Source organism: Mycobacterium sp. NGS29, assembly GCF_059812965.1.
In genome coordinates, this window is record NZ_JCALDR010000003.1 from 1 (window position 1) to 22,046 (window position 22,046).

Genomic DNA, 22,046 nt, shown 5'->3' on the forward strand with positions numbered 1-22,046 from the left:
GCCATTCGACTTCGACTTCACCCTCCCGACCTTCAACTTCCCAGCTCTGCCGATGCTGAGCGCGTCGCTCAACGTCAGCGCACAGGTCGCGGCGAACCTCGGCGCAGCGCTGTCGGGTGCCTTCAACGCCGGACTCGAAGGTGTGGTCAATTCTGGTCAGGTTCTGGCGGCAAGCTTGAGCGCTGGTCTGACGGGGCTCACGCAGACCGGGGCGAATCTGACGGCCAATCTCCTCGGCGCTCTGAGCGGTAGTACCGGAACTGGTTTCGCCCTGGCTGACATCTGGCTGGATGCCGCCAACGAGGTCGCCTCCGTCTTCGGTGGAGCCCTCAACAGCAGCATCAATGCTGGTCTTGCCGGGTTTGGCCAGACCGGCGGGGCGTTGACAGCAGGCCTGCAGGGTGCGCTCAACGGTTTGACTCAGACTGGCGGTGCGTTCTTGGGTTCGCTCGATGACGTCGCCCTCAGCTTGGCCCTGGCCGGTAATGCCGCACTGACTAACTTGCAGTTGGCTCTTCAGGCCGCGATCAATGCCAGCTTCGGCCTGAACGTGGGTTAGGCGACAGGCCCGGCCGCCATTTGTGGGTTTGGCCGGGCCTCAAGCCACTGGCAGCTCAACGGAATCCTGCAGCTCGAACTCGTCGCTCAACTGCAGATCTACTACGCGATAGCTCGCGCGAGTTGTGCGGGCGCGTAGTTCAGCAGCGCCGGAACGATGCCACCAGCGGTAGTACCACCGAGCACGATGGTGATCGGCGGCAACGGGGAAACCGTCACTGTCGCGGTGAACGGTCGTAGCGGCGAAAGAATGCCGCCGATCGGAACACCGACTGTTGCCGGGGGCAATCCGGGTAGCGCCAAGGCCAGCGGCAGCGTCGCCTCACCGTTGAGGAAGGCGTCGGTGATGATTGCCGGCGATTCGACAAGTGTGGTCAAAGCCGCCGCGAAATTGCCCGCCTGAACGGCATTGACGAAAGTTGTCGCGCTACTGACCGTGGCTATCGTGCTGGTGAGAGGTGCTCCTAGGGCATCGACGGCCAGCGCCAGCGGCAAGCCGAACGTGATGCTGCCGCTCAGCGTCGTGGTGTTGATCGCCGCGGCGATATTGGTGTCCAGCACGGTGTCGATCACGTTGGTGACGTTCTGCGCGAACTCACCCGGGATGCTCAAGATGGGCAACAGGTCACCGAGCGTCCCGACCAGCTTGATGTTCGACAGGTCCGCAGTGTCGAGGCCACTGATCAGGGTGTTGAGCAGTGCACCTCCGACGACGCGCACCGCGCCACCGGTGTCACCCGCCAGAAGGTCCTGGAAGGCCACTTGCAGGCTGGAGGGTATGCCCGCCACCCCAATCGAGAAGTCGCGCGTCGCATTGGTGAGCGACGTCAGCGTCAGCCGCCCATAGTCGTACTGGTTAGCCAGGATCTGCTGCAGGAACGGCGAAGGGTCGGCCAGGTAACTGCTGCCGATGCTTCGCAGGTTGGCAACGGTGTTGTTGAACAAATTCTCGTACGGTTCAAGGATCGGAATGCTGTCGCCCAAGCCGGCAGCTACCGCTGCGGCCCCGGGAGCGCCGCTCTGCCCAAAGAGCAGACCGGCGGAACCTGCGTTGCCGCCGCCTCCCTTGGCGCCGGCCCCGGCAGCACCCGCGCCACCACCGCCGCCCGGGCCGCCGTCTCCACCATTCCCGGCAATGGCGGCGTCACCGCCGTTACCACCGGCGCCGCCAGTACCGCCAGTGCCTGCCTGAGAACCAGTCCCGGTGTGAGATCCCCCGGTCCCACCCTCCCCACCGGTTCCGCCACCACCAACCAGGAAGCTGGCTCCGCCGGAACCACCCGCACCGCCGGTGCCACCGGGTTGGCTGCCTCTGGCGGTAGTCCCACCAATGCCGCCGTCGCCGCCACTACCGCCGGTGCCATAGAGCAACCCGCTGGCACCTCCCTGGCCGCCGGACCCGCCGGTCCCGCCGGACAGGGCGCCCAAGAGGCTGGAGGTGCTGGGTCCGCCTGTGCCGCCGAACCCCCCGGCGCCGCCGTTGCCGATGAGGCCGGCGCTGCCACCAGCACCGCCGATGCCGCCATTACCACCTGTCAGTGCCAGTCCGGACGTGGTGCCACCGTTTCCGCCAGCTCCACCGGCACCCCCGTCGCCGTACAGCAGTCCGGCGTTTCCACCCCGTCCGCCGGCGCCACCGGGTCCACCGATTCCCAAGGTGGCGCCGCTGGCGGCACCGCCACCTCCGCTGCCACCAGATCCCAAAATCCCGACATTGCCGCCAGCACCACCGGCCGCACCGCCGGTACCCCCGGACGATCCCCCGGCACCCCCATTGCCGACCAACGTGTCTCCGCCGCTGCCGCCGGCCCCGGCGGTACTCGTTCCACCCTCGCCGCCGTTGCCGAAGAAGGCGTTTCCGCCGTTGCCAGCCGGACCCGTCGTACTGGATCCGCCGGCACCACCGCTACCGATGAACCCGCCGTCCGCCCCGGCGGCTCCGGTCCCGGCCCCGCCGCTGCCGCCGTCGCCGACGAACAGGCCGGCCTGACCGGCTGCGCCGCCGGACGGCCCGGCGCCACCACCGCCGCCGTTGCCGAAGAACAGGGCGCTGCCGCCGGCGCCGGCCGCGCCCGTGCCACTGCCCCCGCCAGCGCCTCCGTTGCCGTAGAACAATCCACCGGTGCCGCCTCGGCCTCCGGCGCCGGCACCGACCCCGGTGCCCCCAGCACCACCATTGCCGAACAACCCCGCCGCACCGCCGTTGCCGCCGGCGCCATTCGTGGGACCGCCCGCCCCGCCCTTGCCGCCATTACCGAACAGCAGCCCACCCGGCGCGCCGTCGCCGCCCGCGCCTGACCCGGTTCCCGCAGCCCCGTCCGCGCCGTTGCCGATCAGCGGGCGGCCCAACAGTGTCTCGGCGGGTGAGTTGATGGCTGCGGCCAGGGCCTGCGACGCGTTGGCCGCCTCAGCGGCCGCGTACGAGGCCGCACCCGCGTTCAAGGTCTGCACGAACTGGGCGTGAAACGCCGAGGCCTGCGCGTTGAGCGACTGGAACTGTTGGCCGTAGATCCCGAACAGCTGGGAAACCGCCGCCGACACCTCGTCAGCCGCGGCAGCCGCTAACGTCGTCGTCGGGGCCGCCGCGGCGGCAGCGGCGTCGCCGAGTGCCGTGCGAATTCCGGCCAGATTGTCAGCGACCGCGGTGAACAGATCTGGCGTTGCAACCAAGTACGACATTGTTGGCTTCCTCGCTTCGTTGCAGAGTTCGCCTGATCTGTCTCAGGGTGTATCGCAGCCTAAATCGACTCCCGACAATGCGCGGGAATTTACTTGGATTGGCACCTCGCGAATTGCTGCATACCAACTGCGTGCTGCGCCACTGCGCGGACCTGAGGGGATCAACTAGGGAAGGCAGCAGGCTCGTCGGCTCGAAAGCGAGCCCAGCGGAGATCCGTCAAGTTCGCGACTGGATCATTGCAGTTCGGACGAAGAACAATTGATTTCGCAGCATCGGCCTCAATTCGGCAACCATGTAATCAACCGCGCAGAACGGCGCCGACCCGCTCGGCCGCAACCCGCACCGCCGCGTCCCGCGCCGCGCTCGCGTCGTCTTCGGTCAGCGTGCGGTCGGGCGCGCGGAACCGCAGCGCGAACGTCAGCGATTTGCGGTCGTCGCCGAGTTGCGCACCGACGTAGACGTCGAACAGTTGAATGTGTTCGAGCAGTTCGCCCGCACCTGCACGGACGGCGTCCTGCACCGCCTGCGCGGGCACGTCGGCGGACACCACCAGGCTCAGATCCTGGAACACAGCCGGGAACGGTGACACCCGGGGTGCCGGCAGCACCCCAGCGGTGGGGATCGCGTCCAGGTTCAACTCCAGCGCGCAGGCGCCACGCGGGAGGCCCCCGCGCTCGATGACGGCGGGATGCAACTGCCCGGCGTGACCGATCAGGGTGTCGCCGATAAGCACTTCAGCGCATCGACCCGGATGCCACGGGAGGTACTGCGTCGCCCGCAGCGTGACCTCGATTCCGCTGGCGCGCGCAATGATCCGCACCGCCTCGAACGCGTCGGAGGCTTCGACGGCACGACCCGGCCCCCACGGGCCGCGCGGCTCGCGCAGCCCCGCCAGTACCGCGGCGACATGCTGGGGTTGCCGCGGCAGCGACGCGTCCAGTGCGGCGATCTCGGCTGTCGTGGGCCGGCGATCGACCGGGATCAACCCGACGCCGCGGGTGTGCTCGGTGGGTTGCACCACCTGCGCGATCGCGAACAGCGCCAGATCGCCGATACCGCGGGATACGTTGCGGCTCAATGCTTCCAGTAACGCCGGCAACAGCGTGGTGGCCAGCTGCGGTCGGTCGGCTTCCAGCGGGTTGACCACGTTGGTGGTGTTGCGGCGGGGGTCGTCGACCGCCAACCCCCACACGTCGAATGCCCCGGCCGGCAGAAACGGCGTCGGCAGGATCTCGACGTAGCCGGACAGGGCCAGCGACTTGCCGACCGCACGGCGCCGCTGCTGTTTGGCCGTGAGCCCGCGACCCGCGGGCGCCGCCGGGAGCACCGACGGAATGCCCTCCAGGCCCTCCAGCCGCAGCACCTCCTCAACCAGGTCGGCGGGCTGCTGCAGGTCCGGACGCCAGCTGGGCGGCGTGACGGTCAGGGCGTCGCCTGCTGCGTCCACCCGGGCCCCGATCTGGGTCAGACGCCGCGCGGTGGTCCCTGGCGGGTAGCTCACCCCGGCGAAACGGTCGGGCAGGTTGGCGGGGATCGTGATCGGCGGACCGGCCCAATCCGCGACGGGTGGGTCGCCTCGCCAATCGGTCAGTGTGGGTTCGGCCGTTCCGCCGGCGATCTCCACCAGCAGTTGGGCGCAGCGATCCAATACGGCCACCGAGATGGCCGGGTCGACGACGCGCTCGTACCGGCGGGCGGCCTCACTGGGCAGATGGAGTCGACGCTGGGTGCGCGAAATCGCCGCCGGATCCCAGACGGCGGCCTCGAGCAGCACCTCGGTGGAGTCGGCACGGACCTCGGTGCTGGCCGCCCCCATGACGCCGCCGATCGCGGTGGTTGCGACGTCGTCGACGATCAGGACGTCGGCGGGTTCGAGCTTGCGCTCGATGTCGTCGAGGGTGACGACGGTTTCACCGGGCCGCGCGAAACGGACGGCGAAGCCACCGGTAATCCGGCTCCGGTCGTGCGCGTGCATCGGGTGGCCGAGTTCGAGCATGACGTAGTTGGTGACGTCGACGGCCGGTGACGTGGCCCGGATGCCGCACAGCAGCAGTCGTCGTTGCAGCCACCACGGTGACACCGCGACGGGGTCGATGCCGGTGACCGGACGCAGCGCGAAGCGGCGCACCCCGGTGGCGGGGTCCACCGTCAGCGGCCAGGCCTGCCCGTCGACCGGCAACGGCGCGACCTGCGCGGCGGGATCCACGAAGTCCAGGTCGTAGGCGCAGGCGATCTCGCGAGCCAGGCCGCGCACCGACATGGCGTACCCACGGTCGGGGGTGATGGCCAGATCGAAGACGACGTCGTCGAGACCGAGCACCGCCGCACCGTCGGCTCCGGGTTCGGCGGTTCCCGGAGGCAACACCAGGATCCCGGAATGATCTGTGCCCAAACCGAGTTCGGCGGCTGAACAGATCATGCCGTGGGAATTACGCCCGTAGGTCTTGCGCGCGGCGATGGTGAAGTCCCCGGGCAGGGTGGCCCCGGGTAGTGCCACGACAACCAGCTCGCCGACCGCGAAATTCGTTGCACCGCAGATAATTTCCTGATGTGCATCGGCGCCGACATCCACCAGACATGCCCGGATGGGTTTCTTGAATCCGGTCAGCTCCTCGATCTCGGCCACCCGGCCCACCCGCAGCGGCCCGTCGACCGGGCCGAGCGTGTGCACCTCTTCGACCTCGTGACCCACCCGGACCAGCGCCTGCTCCAATTCAGCGGAGCTGACCTCCCAATCCGGGGCACCGGCGCGGACCACCTCGCGCAACCAGCTGTACGGAACCCGCATCAGGCACCTACCCCGAACGGCAGCGAGAACCGGACGTCGCCTTCGACCATGTCGCGCATGTCGGGAATACCGTTGCGGAACTGCAGGGTTCGCTCCAGACCCATCCCGAAAGCGAACCCGGAGTAGACCTGCGGGTCGATTCCTGCGGCGCGCAACACATTCGGATGCACCATGCCGCAGCCGCCCCACTCCACCCAGTCCGCGCCGCCCTTCTTGCCCTCGAACCACACGTCGACCTCGGCGGAGGGTTCGGTGAACGGAAAGAAGTGCGGGCGCATCCGGGTCCGGGCCAGCGACCCGAATTCGGCGCGCGCGAACGCGTCCAGAGTGCCGCGCAGGTGCGCCATGGTCAGCCCGCGGTCCACCGCCAGACCTTCCACCTGGTGGAAGACCGGCGTATGGGTGGCATCGAGTTCGTCGGTGCGGAAGGTGCGCCCGATCGAAATGATGTACACCGGTAATTCCCGCTCCAACAGCGTGCGCACCTGAACCGGGGAGGTGTGGGTGCGCAGCAGTTGCCGCGAATCCTCCGGCGCGATGTAGAAGGTGTCCTGTTCGCTGCGGGCGGGGTGGTCCGGCGGGAAGTTCAGCGCGTCGAAGTTGAACTGCTCGGTCTCGACCTCCGGCCCCTCAGCCAGCTCCCAGCCCATCGCGACGAAGGTGTCGGCGATGTGCTCGGCCAGAATTGTGATCGGGTGCCGCGCACCGGTCGGCTGCCGCGTCGACGGCAGCGTGACGTCGATACGCTCGGCGACCAGCACGGCCGCGTCCCGCTCGGCGCGCAAAGCAACCAGGCGCTCGTCGTAGGCGCGCTGCGCCTCCCCGCGCGCGATGTTGACGCGTTTGCCGGCGTCGGCGCGTTCATCCTTGGGCAGTGCGCCCAGCGCTTGCCGGGCGAGCGCGAGCGGTGACCGATCGCCGAGGTGTTCGGTCTTGGCGTGCGCGAGCGCATCCAGGCTGGCGGCGGCGGCGATGGCTGATCGCGCGGCCTCAAGCGCCCGCGTCAACGCATCCGGCGACAGATCGACGGGTTGGTCACCCACGCGACGGCACTCTCCTTGCTGACGGGGCTGGTTGGCCACTACCCCGTGCGGTGGGCCCAAACGCGGCCCGCATCAGCGGCGATGAGGTTTGCGACACGGGTATGACGCAACTGCCGATCATAAGTCATGCGATGTTGTGTCAGAGATCACCACAGCGCGCGCCGATCGTCAGGCGCTGACCCCCGGCAGTGGCTGGTCCAGGGCGCCCGCGGCCACGGGCTGCGGCGGTGTCCCGGGGCTGAACCGACGAGCCAGGAGGTGGGCCGCCACTGCACCGATCACTCCCAGCACTGCGCTGATGGCCATCCCGACCATGCTGTGCGCCAGGACCAGGAAGCCGAAGCCCGCAGAATTGAGCAGCATCAGGCAACGCACCGGCGTCCAGCGGGCGGGCACCCGGAATCGCAGGCCGATCGACATGCCCAGGATCAGGGCGATGGCGTGGCCCGCGTTGGTGAACTCCCCGCCCACGACGGCCGCGGACAGGCCGACCGCCAGCCACCAGACGATCCACGCCGGCCGCCAGGAACGCGGGATTGTCGCGGTCAACCCGCCGAGCACCGCCAGCGCGCCGTAACTCATGCCGACGTCGCTGGCTCGGGTGATCGACCACGGCATCCAACCCTCTTTGACCGCCGCCGCCAGCGCTGCGGCGACCAGCAGCGTCGCACCGATGTGGCCGATCAGGAAGGTGGTTACCAACCGGAGGGAGTGCAGCTGCAATTCGGCCAGGACAAGCAAACAGGTCAGGAACGGCAGCCAGAAATACAGTGGACCGGCCTCCACGACGAACGCGCTGCCCAGCAGGGTTCCCAACCGCCCGTGCGCGAGGTTGTGCAGGTTGGTGCTGGCGTGACGGATGATCCGGTCGTGCGCCTGCGGGCTGATGACCAGCATTGTGGTGCTCACCGCGAACAGGATCGCCACATAGCCCGCGCTGATACGTACGCGGGACAGTCGGGCGAAGATTTGGGCAAACATCAGCTCCCACTATGCCCGGGCGTTTGTCTCATCCGTGTTATCACCGGCTGACAAGTCCCTGCCAGTCTTGAGGCGATAGATCGCCAAGTCCGGCGGGATACCGGTGAGTTTGCTGGAAAACATCGGTCGGCGCGCTCGCCGCGCGGTGACACCGAGTTCGTCGAGCTCGCTTTGCGGGATCAGATCCAGAGTCGGGCTGGAGATCATGACGCCGCCCTTGGTCGCGCGTTCCATCACCCGCGCGGCGATGTTGACGTCGACGCCCAGCCAGTCCGAGCCCAGCCGCTGCGGCCTGCCGGTGTGGATCCCGACCCGCATACGTGGCGAATAACCTTGAACCTCAACGTCTTTGATGGCCTCCTGAGCGGCCATCACCGCCCTGACCGCGGTGCCGGGACGCCGGAACACGGCCATGATGCCGTCGCCCATCCGCTTGACGATGTGGCCGCCCGCGTCGAGCAGCGGGGATTCCACCGCGCGGGCCACCTGCCGCAGCAACGTGAGGGCCGCGTCGTCCCCGGCTTCCAGCGACCAGGTGGAGTATCCGACCAGGTCGGTGAACACCAGCGTCACTTCGGGGTTTGCCGGACGTCGCGAGACGGCCTCGGTCATCGCCTGCCAGACCTGCAGCACGCCCAGACTGACTTCGCGGGACGCGGCGTCGCGGTCCCCCAGCAGCCGGTCGGCGGCCCGCGCGGCGGCACTGGGCCCGCCCTCGCCGGCGGTGGACAGCGGATCGCCGAACTCGGGGTCGCCGGGCAGCAACCGCCGGGCGCGCTTGACGAACCCGACCACACCGGGGCTGCGGTTGGTGCTGCTCAGCCATTTCGCCGGGGACCGTCGCCGGGGGGCGTCTTTGACCGCTGTCGCAGTGTCGCCGGAACCGCCGGACTGCGGTTCGTCTGGCCCGTCCTCCACTCGGCCAGGTTAGGTGCTCGCGGCTCACCCCGGCAACGAGGTCCGTGCCACACGTGTTGAAGAATGAGGCAAATGCGCTGATCACGCGGGTGCGGCGGGGCTATGGAGAGTCCATAACACAGATGCGACACATATGTTCAAATCGTGGACAACGCGTGTTGTCAACGCTTATCGTGAGGCCACATTGGCGCTTTGGAGGCCGTGATGACTGCCACATCGACGACAGCGGCTGACCCTCTCGGGCCCGACTCGCTGACCTGGAAATACTTCGGAGACCTACGCACCGGAATGATGGGCGTCTGGATCGGAGCGATCCAGAACATGTACCCGGGGCTGGGTGCGGGGGTCGAGGAGCATTCGATCCTGTTGCGCGAACCGCTGCAACGGGTGGCTCGGTCGGTCTATCCGATCATGGGAGTGGTCTATGACGGCGACCGGGCGTCGCAGACCGGCAGCCAGATCAGGGGCTACCACGCGACCATCAAAGGCGTCGACAACGCGGGCCGGCGCTATCACGCGCTCAATCCGGAAACGTTCTACTGGGCGCACGCCACGTTCTTCATGCTGGTGGTTAAGGTCGCCGAGTACTTCTGCGGCGGGCTGACCGAGGCTGAGAAGCGTCAGCTGTTCGATGAGCACGTGCAGTGGTATCAGCTGTACGGGATGAGCATGCGTCCAGTGCCCAAGTCATGGGAGGAGTTCCAGGAGTACTGGGAGCGGGTTGGCCGCGAGGAGCTGGAAATCAACCAGGCCACCTTGGACATCTTCAACATCCGGATTCCGAAACCGAAGTTCGTGCTCATGCCCACGCCCGTATGGGACCAGATCTTCCGACCGCTGGTGGCGGGTCAGCGCTGGATCGCCGCGGGCCTGTTCGAGCCGGCCGTCCGGGAGAAGGCGGGCATGCATTGGACGCCCGGCGACGAAATTCTGCTGCGGGTGTTCGGCAAGGTCGTCGAGTTGGCGTTTCTGGCCGTGCCCGACGAGATCCGGCTGCACCCGCGCGCGCTGGCCGCCTACCGTCGCTCGGCAGGACAGATCCGCAGCGACGCGCCGCTGGTCGAGGCACCCCGGTTTGTGGCGCCGCCGCGCGACCGGCGCGGCCTACCGATGCATTACTTCCCGCCGCGGCCCAGCACCCGGCTCCCCTCGCCGCTGGACCCGGCCCGCGCGCTGATGGAACGCGCGGGATCGCTGATGCACAGCACGCTGTCAATCGCGGGCTTGCGGCCCTCCCGGGGACGCACCCGCGCCGCGTAATGCACGCGAGCTCTGATACAGGCAGATCGCTGCCGAAGCTGCGACGTTGAGGCTCTCCGCTCCCCCGGACATCGGGATATGCACCCGGTGGTCGGCCCGTCGGGCAATGTCGGTCGGCAAGCCGTGGGATTCCGGGCCGAACAACCATGCCGTCGGCTCGCCCAACAGTGCACCGGCGTCGTCGAGCGAGGTCTCGCCGTCGATCGTCGTCGCCAACGCCTGCAGACCGGCCGCCCGCAATCGGGTCAGTACCCCGGCCGCGTCCGGGTCGACGACGACGGGGACCGCGAAGATGCTGCCGGTGGAGGCGCGCAAGCACTTGCCGTTATAGGGGTCGACGCTGTGGCCGGTGAAAATCACCGCAGCCGCGCCCATCGCGTCAGCGATCCGGATGAGCGTGCCCGCGTTGCCGGGTTCGCCGAGGTCCACGGCGACCGCCACCAGCCGAGCGGACGTGCCCAACACCTCGTCCAGCCCGGTGTCCGGGATCCGGCAGACCGCGACCAACCCGGACGGGGTGACGGTCTCGGACAACGCCTTGGCGGCCCGCTCGGTCACCAGGTGCACCGGCACCTGCGGCCCGTTGAGCAAGCCTTCGTGGCGCCGTGCGGCGTCTTCGGTGACGAAGATCTCCCGGATCAGACGGCGCGCGAGCGCCGCCTCGACCAGGTTCGGGCCTTCGGCCAGGAAAAGTCCCGCCCGGCGGCGGCCGACCTGGCGGTGCAACTTCACCGCGGCGACCACCCGCGCCGAGCGTTCCGTGAGCACGGCCGGCAGGTTAGGCAGCTTCTCCCGACGGGGCGTCGACGTCCCCGGGCAGCGCGGCGCGGGCCACCTCGACGAGCGCGGTGAACGCGACCGGATCGGTGATCGCGATATCGGCGAGGTTCTTGCGGTCCACCTCGACACCCGCTGCCTTCAGACCCTGAATCAGCCGGTTGTAGGTGATGTCGTTGGCACGTGCTGCGGCGTTGATCCGCGAGATCCACAACTTGCGGAACTCGCCCTTGCGGGCGCGGCGGTCACGGTAGGCGTAGTTCAGCGAATGCAGCTGCTGCTCTTTGGCCTTGCGGTAGAGCCGGGATCGCTGACCGCGATAGCCCTTCGATGCCTTCAGGACGCTGCGCCGCTTCTTGTGGGCGTTGACCGCCCGCTTTACGCGTGCCATGGGGGTTCCTACTCTCGTTCAAACGTGATCGGTCGGGGGCTGACGCCAGCCCGAGGTCGGTGGATGGGACGACGCGCGGTCAGCCGTTGAGCAGCGAGTTGATCCGCTTGGCGTCGTTGGGCGACACGACGGTGCGACCGTCCAGTCGCCGGGTGCGCTTGCTCGCCTTGTGCTCGAGCAGGTGCCGGCGGTTGGCTTTCTGGCGGACGATCTTCCCGGTGCCGGTGCGCCGGAACCGCTTCGAGGCCCCGCTGTGGGTCTTGGCCTTGGGCATGATTCTTCGGTTCCTTCTGGTTCTTCGAGGTTGTACTGGCAGTTAGTTGGCCGACGGCGTGTCGTCGTCGGCGGGCACGGCGCCCGGCTCGCCGTCGTGGCGCGCCTTGGCGCGGGTCTTCGCGCCGCGGTGCGGTGCCAGCACCATCGTCATGTTGCGGCCGTCCTGCTTGGCCGACGTTTCGACGAATCCGTATTCGGCGACGTCGGCTCCCAGACGCTGCAGCAGTCGGTAACCCAACTCGGGCCTGGACTGCTCGCGTCCGCGGAACATGATGGTCACCTTGACCTTCGAGCCGGCTTCGAGGAAGCGGACCACGTGGCCCTTCTTCGTCTCGTAGTCGTGGTCGTCGATCTTGGGTCGCAGCTTCTGTTCCTTGACGACGGTCTGCTGCTGGTTCCTGCGCGATTCGCGCGCCTTCTGCGCCGCCTCGTACTTGTACTTGCCGTAGTCCATGATCTTGCAGACCGGTGGTCTGGCGTTCGGAGCAACTTCGACAAGGTCGAGATCGGCGTCCGCGGCGACGCGAAGTGCGTCTTCGATACGCACGATGCCTACCTGCTCTCCGCCAGGGCCGATCAATCGAACTTCAGGCACGCGAATGCGCTCGTTGACGCGGGTCTCAGTGCTGATGGGGCCTCCCTCGTTGGCTGCTATTCCACGCGGCCCAGGCCGGTACCGGGCCGGGAACAGCGGAGGGGACACCAACCATCAGCAAAAAAGCCCTGCAGCAGCAGGGCCCAATGCCGACCGGTCACGGCCTGAAATCACTCAAACCGCCCGCGCCGAAACGCAGAACAGACATCTCGGAAAATGCCTGTGACCGGACCGGATAACCTGCAAACTGGCTCAGACGCCTGCTCGTGGTCACCGGTGGGAGTGGGACTCCACTTAACGTTCCCTGGCCGTGGCCGGGATGGTCGCAGCAGTCAGTCTAACAGCAGTAATGCGTGGGCTCGGCAACGCGCCACTTAGCGAGGGGATGGCATGCTCAGGATTTTCCCGGTCTCAACGAATATCCTCGCCGTCTGTGACACTCACTAAGGCTCATTCGGCGCGCCGGGCGCGTTCCCGGTACCACTGGCTGCCCGCCGCAGCCGGCTGGACGGTCGGCGTGATCGCGACCGTGTCGCTGCTGGCCAGCGTCTCGCCGCTGATCCGCTACCTGATCCACGCGCCGCGGGTGTTCATCAACAGCTACCTGTTCAACTTCCCCGACACCAGCTTCGCCTGGTCGTTCGTGCTGGCCCTGCTGGCCGCGGCGCTGGCCGCGCGCAAGCGCATCGCCTGGCTGGTGCTGCTCGGCAACATGGCGGTCCACGCCGTGCTGAACGCCGCCGACATCGCCGCCGGTGGAAACACCCCGGCTGAGGCGTTCGGCGAGAACCTCGGCTTTGCCTTCCACGTGGTGACGATCGTCCTGCTGGTCTTGGGCTACCGGGAGTTCTGGGCCAAAGTGCGCCGCGGCGCGCTGCTGCGGGCGGCCGCGGTGCTGGTGACCGGTGGTGCGATCGGCATCCTCGCGTCGTGGGGCCTGGTCGAGATGTTCCCCGGCAGCCTCGCGCCCGGCGACCGGCTCCCTTATGTCGTCAACCGCGTGATCGGCTTCGGCGTGGCCGATCCCGAACTGTTCACCGGGCGCCCGCACGTCTTCCTCAACGCGATCTTCGGGCTCTTCGGCGCCTTCGCGTTGATTGCGGCGACGATCGTGCTGTTCATGTCCCAGCGCGCCGACAATGCCCTGACCGGCGAGGACGAGTCGGCGATCCGCGGGCTGGTCGAGTTGTGGGGCAAGAACGACTCCCTGGCGTACTTCGCCACCCGCCGCGACAAATCAGTGGTTTTCGCCCCCAGCGGGCGCGCCGCCATCACTTATCGGGTCGAGATCGGTGTCTGCCTTGCCAGCGGCGACCCGGTGGGCGACCCGCGGGCGTGGCCGCAGGCCGTCGAAGCCTGGCTGCAGCTGTGCCAGACCTACGGCTGGTCCCCGGGCGTCATGGGTGCCAGCTCGGCGGGGGCGCAGATCTACCGTGAGGCGGGACTCAACGCGCTCGAGCTGGGCGACGAGGCGATTCTGCGCCCCGCTGATTTCAAGTTGTCCGGACCCGACATGCGGGGGGTGCGTCAGGCGGTGACGCGGGCGCGCCGGGCCGGGCTCAGCGTTCGCATCCGGCGCCACCGCGACATCTCCGAAGAAGAGATGGCGCAGACGATCGCCCGGGCAGATGCCTGGCGCGACACCGAAACCGAGCGCGGTTTCTCCATGGCACTGGGCCGGCTCGGTGATCCGGCGGACGCCGACTGCCTGCTGGTGGAGGCCATCGACCCCAACCACCAGGTGGTGGCAATGCTGTCGATGGTGCCGTGGGGCAGCACCGGCGTCTCCCTGGACTTGATGCGGCGTTCTCGCCAGTCCCCCAACGGCACCATCGAGCTGATGGTCAGCGAGTTGGCTCTGCGTGCCGAAACCCTTGGTATCAACCGCATTTCGCTGAACTTCGCCATGTTCCGGGCGGCGTTCGAACAGGGCGCGCAACTCGGCGCCGGACCGGTCGCCCGGTTGTGGCGCGGGCTGTTGGTCTTCTTCTCGCGGTGGTGGCAACTCGAGACGCTCTACCGCTCCAACATGAAGTACCAGCCCGACTGGGTGCCCCGTTACGCCTGCTATGACGATGCCCGGTTGATGCCGAAGGTCGGTGTCGCTTCAGCGCTGGCCGAGGGTTTCCTCTCGCTGCCGTTCACCCGACGCGACAAGGTGCACACCGGCCACCATCCCGCCGTGCCGCAGCGACTGGCGGAGTCCGGGCTGTTGCACCCCGATGGCACCGCGCCGGACATCAGCGGCCTGCAAGTCGACGACCTACCCGAGACCGAGGACGGCCGGCGGCGCCAGCCCGAGCAGGTGCGGGTACGCCTGGCGAAGCTGAAGAAACTGCGCGACAACGGCATTGACGCCTACCCCGTGGGTGAGCCGCCGACCCACACCGTCGTCGCGGCGCTCGATGCCGACGACGAGACCAGTATTTCGGTGTCGGGCCGGATCTTGCGAGTGCGCAATTACGGTGGCGTGCTGTTTGCGCAGCTGCGCGACTGGACCGGTGAAATTCAAGTGCTGCTGGACAATTCCCGTCTGCAACAGGGTCGTGCGGCTGATTTCAACGCCGCGATCGATCTCGGTGACCTGGTGGAGATGTCCGGCCACATGGGTTTCAGCGACAAGGGCACCCGGTCCCTGATCGTGACCAGTTGGCGTCTGATCGGGAAATGCCTGCGACCGCTGCCGGATAAGTGGAAGGGACTGACCGACCCCGAGGCCCGCGTGCGGACCCGCTATGTGGACCTGGCCGTCAATGTCGAATCGCGCGACCTGATCACCTCGCGCAGCGCCGTGCTGCGTTCGATCCGCGAGACGCTGTTCGCCAAGGGTTTCATCGAGGTCGAGACACCGATCCTGCAGCAGGTGCACGGTGGAGCCACCGCCCGCCCGTTCGTCACCCACATCAACGCCTACACGATGGACCTGTTTCTGCGCATCGCCCCGGAGCTCTACCTCAAACGGCTCTGCGTGGGCGGCGTGGAACGGGTCTTCGAACTCGGCCGGGCGTTCCGCAACGAAGGCGTCGACTTCAGCCACAACCCGGAATTCACCCTGCTGGAGGCGTATCAGGCGCACGCCGACTACATGGTCTGGGTCGACGGGTGCCGTGAGCTGATCCAGAACGCCGCCGAGGCCGCCAACGGCGCCCAGACCGCGATGCGGCCCCGAAGCCAGGATGACTCGGTCAGCTCGGGCGGGCTCGAGCCGGTCGACATCTCCGGAGTCTGGCCGGTCAAGACGGTGCACGACGCGGTTTCCGAAGCCCTCGGCGAGCACATCGACGCCGACACCAGTCTGGCCAAGCTGCGCAAGCTGTCCGACGCCGCCCGCATCCCGTATCGGGGGTACTGGGACGCCGGCGCGGTGGTGCTGGAGCTCTACGAGCACCTGGTTGAGGACCGCACCGAGAAACCCACGTTCTACACCGACTTCCCCACCTCCGTGTCCCCGCTGACCAGACCGCATCGCAGCAAACGCGGTGTCGCCGAACGCTGGGACCTGGTGGCGTGGGGGGTCGAGCTCGGCACGGCCTACAGCGAACTCACCGATCCGGTGGAACAGCGGCGACGCCTCGAGGAGCAGTCCCTGCTCGCCGCCGGCGGCGACCCCGAGGCGATGGAGCTCGACGAGGACTTCCTGCAGGCGATGGAATACGCGATGCCGCCCACCGGCGGGCTGGGCATGGGCGTGGACCGGGTGGTGATGCTGATCACCGGGCGCAGCATCCGCGAGACGCTGCCCTTCCCGCTGGCCAAGCCGCATTAGCTCGTGATCCGGATCGCCGATAACCGGGGCAAGTAACCTATCGGGCATGCCCGAGCAACCGTCTGCTCCCGACGCCGAGCCACCGCCCGACGTCGGCTACGACAAGTCCGGCGTGCCGACCTTCGACTCGGTGCGGGAGAAGATCGAAAACCGCTACGGCGCCGCCCTGGGCGCCGAGGAACTCGCAGCCGAGACGGCCGAGGGCCGCTCCGTCGCAGACGAGTACGAGCAGCGCCAGCGGGCCGCCGCCCAGCGCCTGGCGCAGATCCGGGAGTCGATGCGCACCGATGAGTGACACCGTCCCGACCTCGCGCGCGGGTCTGCAGTTCGGACCCTACCGACTCGGACGACTACTGGGACGCGGTGGCATGGGCGAGGTCTACGAGGCCCATGACACGGTCAAAGACCGCACTGTCGCGCTCAAATTGATGTCCCGGGAGTTGAACTCCGATGCAGTATTCCGCAGGCGCATGCAACGCGAAGCCCATACCGCGGGGCGTCTGCAGGAACCACATATCGTGCCGATCCACGACTACGGCGAAATCGACGGCCAGCTGTTCATCGACATGCGCTTCATCGAGGGCGAGGACCTCGGATCGCTGCTGAAGCGCACCGGCGCACTGCCGCCGCCGCGCGCAGTGGCGATCATCACCCAGGTGGCGGCCGCGCTGGACGCTGCGCACCGCGCCGCGGTCATCCACCGCGACATCAAACCGGAGAACATCCTGATCACCGGCGACGACTTCGCCTACCTGGTCGACTTCGGAATCGCCGCCGCCGCAACGGATCAGCAGCTCACCAGGACAGGGACCGCGGTCGGCAGCTGGCGTTATATGGCACCCGAACGGTTCTCCGACGACGAGACCACCTACCGCTCCGACATCTACGGCCTGGCCTGCGTGCTCTACGAGTGCCTCACCGGTGTGCCGCCGTACCAGACGCAGAACCTCAGCGCCCTGATGGCCGCGCATTTGATGCAACCGATCCCGCAGCCGAGCCAGGTGGGCCGCGGCGTGCCGAGGGCTTTCGACGACGTGATCGCGCGCGGCATGGCCAAGGAACCCGAGGCCCGCTACCCGACCGCCGGAGACCTCGCCCGCGCCGCCAACCACGCGCTCAGCGCGCCGGACCAGGACCGCGCAGCCACCATGATCGCCCACAGCCAGCACTACGCTCCGCCGCCCAGCGGTCCGGTGCCCCGGCACTGGCCGACGCCACCGCCTCCACCATGGCAACCGGCCCCGCAGCGCCGACGCTGGCTCATACCCGCCGCCGCGCTGGTGGTCGTGCTGACCCTGATCGGTGCCGGCAGCTGGGTCGCCGTGAACCGCAACGACAATAGCGGCGGGCCACCGGTAGGCCGTGAGACCACCACCGCCACCAGCACCGCCACAATTGCCACCACAACCTCGGCGGCACCGACAGTTACTGCTGCACAACTAGATTCGTTGCTGCTCAGCCCAACGGAGATCGACGCGCTGGTATTCACGACGGGCATCGTCGTCGACCACAACGTGACGGAGATGAAGGACCCGGGACCGGAGAACTCGTTGTCCGATGAACGATGCCTCGGGCCGCTCATCGGTTATCAGACGCGGACCTACAAGAGCAGTGGTTACACCGGGATGCTGGCGCAACTCTTGAAGAAGCCGAATTCCGATCCGGGCTACGTGGTGGTGCAGGGCGGGGTCATCTTCGCCTCGGCCGACCAGGCGCTCGCATTCGTCGCTGGTCAGGCGGAGTCGTGGCGCTACTGCGCCGGCAAGACCGTGACTCAGGTCAACCAGGGTAAGACCTCGCAGTGGACGTTCCGGGACGTCAGCGGCACTCCACCGTCTATCGCGATGCAGCGCACGCTGGCCGGCAGTTCGGTGATCTGCCAGCACGTGCTGAGCGCGGCGTCCAATGTGGTCTTCGATGTCAACGTCTGCGCACCCGCAACCGTCAACCAGGCCAGGCTGATCGCCAATCAAATGGCCGCCAAACTACCCCAGTGATCCTGAGCTCTCGCTGACCGGGCTGAGTCACCTATTGACGTAAGGGGTATGTCCCGGACATGGATTGGCTGATGTCGCACGCTGCTGCGATCGGCTCGGCGCTGCTCGCGTCGTTGGTCGCGGCGGTGGGCATCGTGGTGCGACAAGCAGCCCTGCAACGACCCGGGGAGGATCACGCGAGCGCGGCGGCCGTGCTCCGCGACCGGTTGTGGTGGGCCGGGACAGCCGCCGCCGGTGCCGGTTACGCATTTCAGGCCATGGCACTGGCGCACGGCTCCCTGCTGCTGGTGCAGCCGCTGCTGGTGTCGTCGCTGCTGTTCGTGCTGCCGCTGAGCGCCCGGCGGTCCGGCGACCGGGTGACCGGGGCCGAGTGGGCGTGGGCGACACTGCTGACGGCCGCCCTGGCGGTCTTCGTGCTGGTAGGTCAACCGCGGGAAGGGCACTACCGGCCGCCGGTGCCGGCGTGGACGATGGCGCTCGCTGTCGCGGTACCGGCCGTCGTGGTCTGCGTGCTTGTGGCCCGCCGCACCACCGGCCGGACCCGTGCAGCGGCGCTGGGCGTTGCGGTGGCGGTCGGCCTCGGCATGATCGCGGTGTTGACCAAGACCTGCACCCATCGGTTCGGGGCGGGCGGCTGGCATGCCCTGCTCACCGTCCCGGCGCCGTATCTGCTTGTGGCGCTGGCGATCCTGGTGACCGTGTTGCAGCAGTGGGCCTTCAAGGCCGGCGCGCTCCAGGCCTCGGTACCGATCATGCTGGTCGGTGAACCCGTGGTCGCGGTGCTGCTCGGCGTGATCGTGCTGGGCGAAGTGCTGACCGTGCACGGCGTCGGCGTCGTCGCGCTGCCGGCCGCGGTGGCGGCGATGTTGGCGGCCACCGTCGCGCTGGGCCGCGGCGAGGGCGCTCAGACCGAGGAAGCGGCTCGGCAACCGCTGGTTCGGTGAGATCCGGCCCACTGCCGGTGCGTGCGGCAGCAGGCACCTGGCGGCGCTGGTGCCGCCTACGCGCTGACCTTGCGGCGCTTGGTGCTGCGCCGGCTGGCCACGGGCGCCGCGCCGAGTAACTCGGCGAGGAACTTGCCGGTATAGCTTTCCGGCACGGCTGCGATGTCCTCCGGAGTGCCTTGCGCGACAACGGTTCCGCCGCCGGCGCCACCTTCCGGGCCCATGTCGACGATCCAGTCCGAGGTCTTGATCACGTCCAGGTTGTGTTCGATGACGATCACCGTATTGCCCTTGTCGACCAGGCCGCTGATCACGGTGAGCAGCTTGCGGATGTCGTCGAAGTGCAGGCCGGTGGTCGGCTCGTCGAGCACGTAGATGGTGCGCCCGGTGGAACGCTTCTGCAGTTCGGAGGCCAGTTTCACGCGCTGCGCCTCGCCACCGGACAGGGTGGGCGCGGGCTGACCGAGCCGCACGTAGCCCAGCCCGACGTCGACCAGGGTGCGCAGGTAGCGGTGGATGCCGGAGATCGGCTCGAAGAACTCCGCCGCCTCCTCAATCGACATGTCCAGCACCTCGGAGATGGTCTTGCCCTTGTAGTGCACCTCGAGGGTCTCCCGGTTGTAGCGGGCGCCCTGGCAGACCTCGCACGGCACGTACACGTCGGGCAGGAAGTTCATCTCGATCTTGATGGTGCCGTCACCCGTGCACGCCTCACACCGGCCGCCCTTGACGTTGAACGAGAACCGGCCCGGCTGATAGCCGCGCACCTTGGCCTCGGTGGTGGCGGCGAACAGGGTGCGGATCTTGTCGAACACTCCGGTGTAGGTGGCCGGGTTGGAGCGCGGGGTGCGCCCGATCGGCGACTGGTCGACCCGCACCAGTTTGTCCAGATGATCCAGACCGGTGACCCGGGTGTGCCGGCCCGGCACCTGGCGGGCGCCGTTGAGCCGGTTGGCGAGCACCGCGGCCAGGATGTCGTTGACCAGCGTGGACTTGCCCGAGCCCGACACTCCCGTCACCGACGTCAGGACGCCCAGCGGGAACGCGACGTCGATGCCGCGCAGATTGTGCTCGCGGGCGCCGACGACGGTGAGGCGGCGCTTGGGGTCGACAGGCCGCCGCAGCGCGGGCATCTGGATGCTCTCCCGGCCGGACAGGTAGGCGCCGGTGATCGATCGTGTGTTGCGCAGCAACTCGTCATACGGCCCGCTGTGCACGATGTGCCCGCCGTGCTCGCCGGCGCCGGGGCCGATGTCGACGATCCAGTCGGCGTGTTCGATGGTGTCCTCGTCGTGCTCGACGACGATCAGGGTGTTGCCCAGATCCCGCAGCCGGGTGAGGGTTTCGATGAGCCGCCGGTTGTCTCGCTGGTGCAACCCGATGGACGGCTCGTCCAGCACATACAGCACACCCACCAGCCCGGAGCCGATCTGGGTGGCCAGCCGGATGCGTTGCGCCTCACCGCCGGACAGGGTGGCCGCCGCCCGCGACAGTGACAGGTATTCCAGCCCGACGTCGAGGAGGAAGCCCAGCCGCGACTGGATCTCCTTGAGCACCTGACCGGCGATCGCCTGTTCCCGGGTGCCCAGGGTGAGGGCGTTGAGGAAGTCCGAGCAGTCGGCGATGGACAACTCGCACACCTCGGCGATGGACTTCGGGCCGAGATTTCCCGCCGTCAGGGACACTGCCAGGATCTCCGGCTTGAGCCGGGTGCCCTCACAGACTGGGCACGGGATGTCCCGCATGAAGCCCTCGTAGCGTTCCTTCATCTGTTCGGACTCGGTCTGGGCCATCTTGCGCTGCAGGAACGCCAGCACGCCCTCGAACTCCGCGTAGTAGGACCGGGTGCGGCCGTAGCGGTTGCGGTAGCGCACGTGCACCTGCTCATCGGCACCGTCCAGGATCGCCTTGCGCGCCTTGGCCGGCAGCTTGCGCCACGGGGTGTTGACGTCGAAGCCCAGCGCGTCACCCAGGCCCGCCATCATCCGGACGAAGTACTCCGCGGTGTGCCCGGTCGACCACGGCGCCACCGCGCCCTGCGCCAGGGTGAGTTCCGGGTCCGGCACCACGAGGTCGGGGTCGACCTCTTTGCGGATGCCCAGACCGACGCATTCCGGACAGGCGCCGTAGGGCGAGTTGAACGAGAACGAGCGGGGTTCGAGGTCGTCCACAGCCAGGGCGTGCGCGTTGGGGCAGGCGAGCTTCTCCGAAAACCGCTGCTCGCGCGGCCGGTCGTGCTCGTCGCGGTCGTCGGGGAATTCCAGTACGACGATTCCGTCGGCCAGGCCCAGCGCGGTCTCCACCGAGTCGGTCAGTCGCTGCTTGGCGGCGGCCTTGACGGTCAGCCGGTCCACCACGACCTCGATGTCGTGTTTTTCCTGCTTCTTCAGCTTGGGCGGCTCGGTCAGCGGGTGCACCACCCCGTCCACCCGCACGCGGCTGTAGCCCTGCGCGTTGAGCTTGTCGAACAGGTCCGCGAACTCGCCTTTGCGGGTGCGGACCACGGGGGCCAGCACCAGGAAGCGGATGCCCTCCTCCATGGCCAGCACCTGGTCGACGATCTGCTGCGGCGTCTGGCGTGCGATGCGCTCGCCGCAGATCGGGCAATGCGGCGTGCCCGCGCGGGCGTACAGCAGTCGCAGGTAGTCGTACACCTCGGTGATGGTGCCGACGGTGGACCGCGGGTTGCGGTTCGTCGATTTCTGGTCGATGGACACCGCCGGCGACAAGCCCTCGATGAAGTCGACGTCCGGTTTGTCCATCTGACCCAGGAACTGGCGGGCATAGGCCGACAGCGACTCGACGTAGCGGCGCTGCCCTTCGGCGAAGATCGTGTCGAACGCCAGAGAGGACTTCCCCGACCCGGACAACCCGGTGAAGACGATCAGCGCGTCCCGGGGTAGGTCGAGGTCGACGCTGCGCAGGTTGTGCTCACGCGCGCCCTTGACAATGAGGCGGTCGGCCACGCTGCCCCTTTCAAATTCTGTGCTGCCCGGCCATGACGGGCTGGCCATGGCGCAGGCCGTATTCCATGCTAGGTGTCGCCCCCGACAAGCCCCTGCCAGGTAACGC

The 22,046-nt window shown here is 68.0% G+C and carries 15 protein-coding genes and 1 pseudogene; 6 read left to right on the forward strand and 10 right to left on the reverse strand.

The window, feature by feature from the left end; translation table 11 throughout:
* Positions 1-559, forward strand: a pseudogene (locus AC5Y5Z_RS04845) (methyl-accepting chemotaxis protein); the annotation flags it as partial.
* A gap of 101 nt (positions 560-660) precedes the next feature.
* Here AC5Y5Z_RS04845 and AC5Y5Z_RS04850 read toward each other — a convergent pair.
* The 5 genes from AC5Y5Z_RS04850 to AC5Y5Z_RS04870 all read right to left on the reverse strand — a co-directional run bounded on the left by AC5Y5Z_RS04850 (position 661) and on the right by AC5Y5Z_RS04870 (position 8,968).
* A complete protein-coding gene (locus AC5Y5Z_RS04850; protein WP_499923694.1) occupies positions 661-3,237 on the reverse strand; it encodes a PE family protein in 2,577 nt (858 codons plus the stop codon).
* Between the two features lie 299 nt (positions 3,238-3,536).
* Complete coding sequence (gene pheT, locus AC5Y5Z_RS04855; protein WP_499923697.1) at positions 3,537-6,026, reverse strand: phenylalanine--tRNA ligase subunit beta; 2,490 nt, start codon at positions 6,024-6,026, stop codon at positions 3,537-3,539.
* Positions 6,026-7,069, reverse strand: coding sequence for a phenylalanine--tRNA ligase subunit alpha (gene pheS / locus AC5Y5Z_RS04860; RefSeq protein ID WP_463825256.1), 1,044 nt, complete (start codon positions 7,067-7,069; stop codon positions 6,026-6,028). Before pheS ends, pheT begins: the two co-directional genes overlap by 1 nt.
* A 168-nt stretch (positions 7,070-7,237) precedes the next feature.
* Positions 7,238-8,050 (reverse strand): rhomboid-like protein, encoded by an 813-nt coding sequence (locus AC5Y5Z_RS04865; RefSeq protein ID WP_499923698.1) that lies wholly within the window; start codon positions 8,048-8,050, stop codon positions 7,238-7,240.
* 9 nt (positions 8,051-8,059) lie between these two features.
* Complete coding sequence (locus AC5Y5Z_RS04870) at positions 8,060-8,968, reverse strand: adenylate/guanylate cyclase domain-containing protein (protein WP_463825254.1); 909 nt, start codon at positions 8,966-8,968, stop codon at positions 8,060-8,062.
* 204 nt (positions 8,969-9,172) lie between these two features.
* Here AC5Y5Z_RS04870 and AC5Y5Z_RS04875 point away from each other — a divergent pair, with 204 nt between their 5' ends.
* The gene (locus AC5Y5Z_RS04875; protein WP_463825253.1) at positions 9,173-10,228 is read left to right on the forward strand and encodes an oxygenase MpaB family protein; all 1,056 of its coding nucleotides are present in this window, start codon (positions 9,173-9,175) and stop codon (positions 10,226-10,228) included.
* Here the strand turns inward: AC5Y5Z_RS04875 and AC5Y5Z_RS04880 are convergent.
* From AC5Y5Z_RS04880 to infC, 4 genes are all read right to left on the reverse strand, one after another.
* Positions 10,181-10,996: a TrmH family RNA methyltransferase gene (locus AC5Y5Z_RS04880; protein WP_463825252.1), complete on the reverse strand. Its 816-nt coding sequence runs from the start codon at positions 10,994-10,996 to the stop codon at positions 10,181-10,183. The genes AC5Y5Z_RS04875 and AC5Y5Z_RS04880 overlap by 48 nt on opposite strands.
* Before the next feature lie 10 nt (positions 10,997-11,006).
* A complete protein-coding gene (rplT, locus tag AC5Y5Z_RS04885) occupies positions 11,007-11,396 on the reverse strand; it encodes a 50S ribosomal protein L20 (protein ID WP_499923700.1) in 390 nt (129 codons plus the stop codon).
* 79 nt (positions 11,397-11,475) lie between these two features.
* The gene (gene rpmI, locus AC5Y5Z_RS04890) at positions 11,476-11,670 is read right to left on the reverse strand and encodes a 50S ribosomal protein L35 (RefSeq protein WP_463825250.1); all 195 of its coding nucleotides are present in this window, start codon (positions 11,668-11,670) and stop codon (positions 11,476-11,478) included.
* Positions 11,671-11,712: 42 nt separating this feature from the next.
* Positions 11,713-12,303, reverse strand: a complete 591-nt coding sequence (gene infC / locus AC5Y5Z_RS04895; RefSeq protein WP_463825461.1) for a translation initiation factor IF-3 — start codon at positions 12,301-12,303, stop codon at positions 11,713-11,715.
* A 349-nt stretch (positions 12,304-12,652) separates the two neighbouring features.
* On the opposite strand from infC, the gene lysX reads away from it, so the two are divergent.
* The 4 genes from lysX (at position 12,653) to AC5Y5Z_RS04915 (ending at position 18,974) form a co-directional block, all read left to right on the forward strand.
* Complete coding sequence (gene lysX, locus AC5Y5Z_RS04900; RefSeq protein WP_499919154.1) at positions 12,653-16,033, forward strand: bifunctional lysylphosphatidylglycerol synthetase/lysine--tRNA ligase LysX; 3,381 nt, start codon at positions 12,653-12,655, stop codon at positions 16,031-16,033.
* Positions 16,034-16,079: 46 nt separating this feature from the next.
* The gene (locus AC5Y5Z_RS04905) at positions 16,080-16,328 is read left to right on the forward strand and encodes a hypothetical protein (RefSeq protein ID WP_463825248.1); all 249 of its coding nucleotides are present in this window, start codon (positions 16,080-16,082) and stop codon (positions 16,326-16,328) included.
* On the forward strand, positions 16,321-18,030 hold the full coding sequence (locus AC5Y5Z_RS04910; RefSeq protein WP_499923701.1) for a serine/threonine-protein kinase PknH/PknJ: 1,710 nt from the start codon (positions 16,321-16,323) through the stop codon (positions 18,028-18,030). The genes AC5Y5Z_RS04905 and AC5Y5Z_RS04910 overlap by 8 nt, the downstream gene beginning before the upstream one ends.
* Before the next feature lie 71 nt (positions 18,031-18,101).
* Positions 18,102-18,974 (forward strand): DMT family transporter, encoded by an 873-nt coding sequence (locus AC5Y5Z_RS04915; RefSeq protein ID WP_463825246.1) that lies wholly within the window; start codon positions 18,102-18,104, stop codon positions 18,972-18,974.
* A 56-nt stretch (positions 18,975-19,030) separates the two neighbouring features.
* On the opposite strand, the gene uvrA is transcribed toward AC5Y5Z_RS04915, so the two are convergent.
* Complete coding sequence (gene uvrA, locus AC5Y5Z_RS04920; protein ID WP_499923703.1) at positions 19,031-21,940, reverse strand: excinuclease ABC subunit UvrA; 2,910 nt, start codon at positions 21,938-21,940, stop codon at positions 19,031-19,033.
* Positions 21,941-22,046 lie beyond the last annotated feature (106 nt).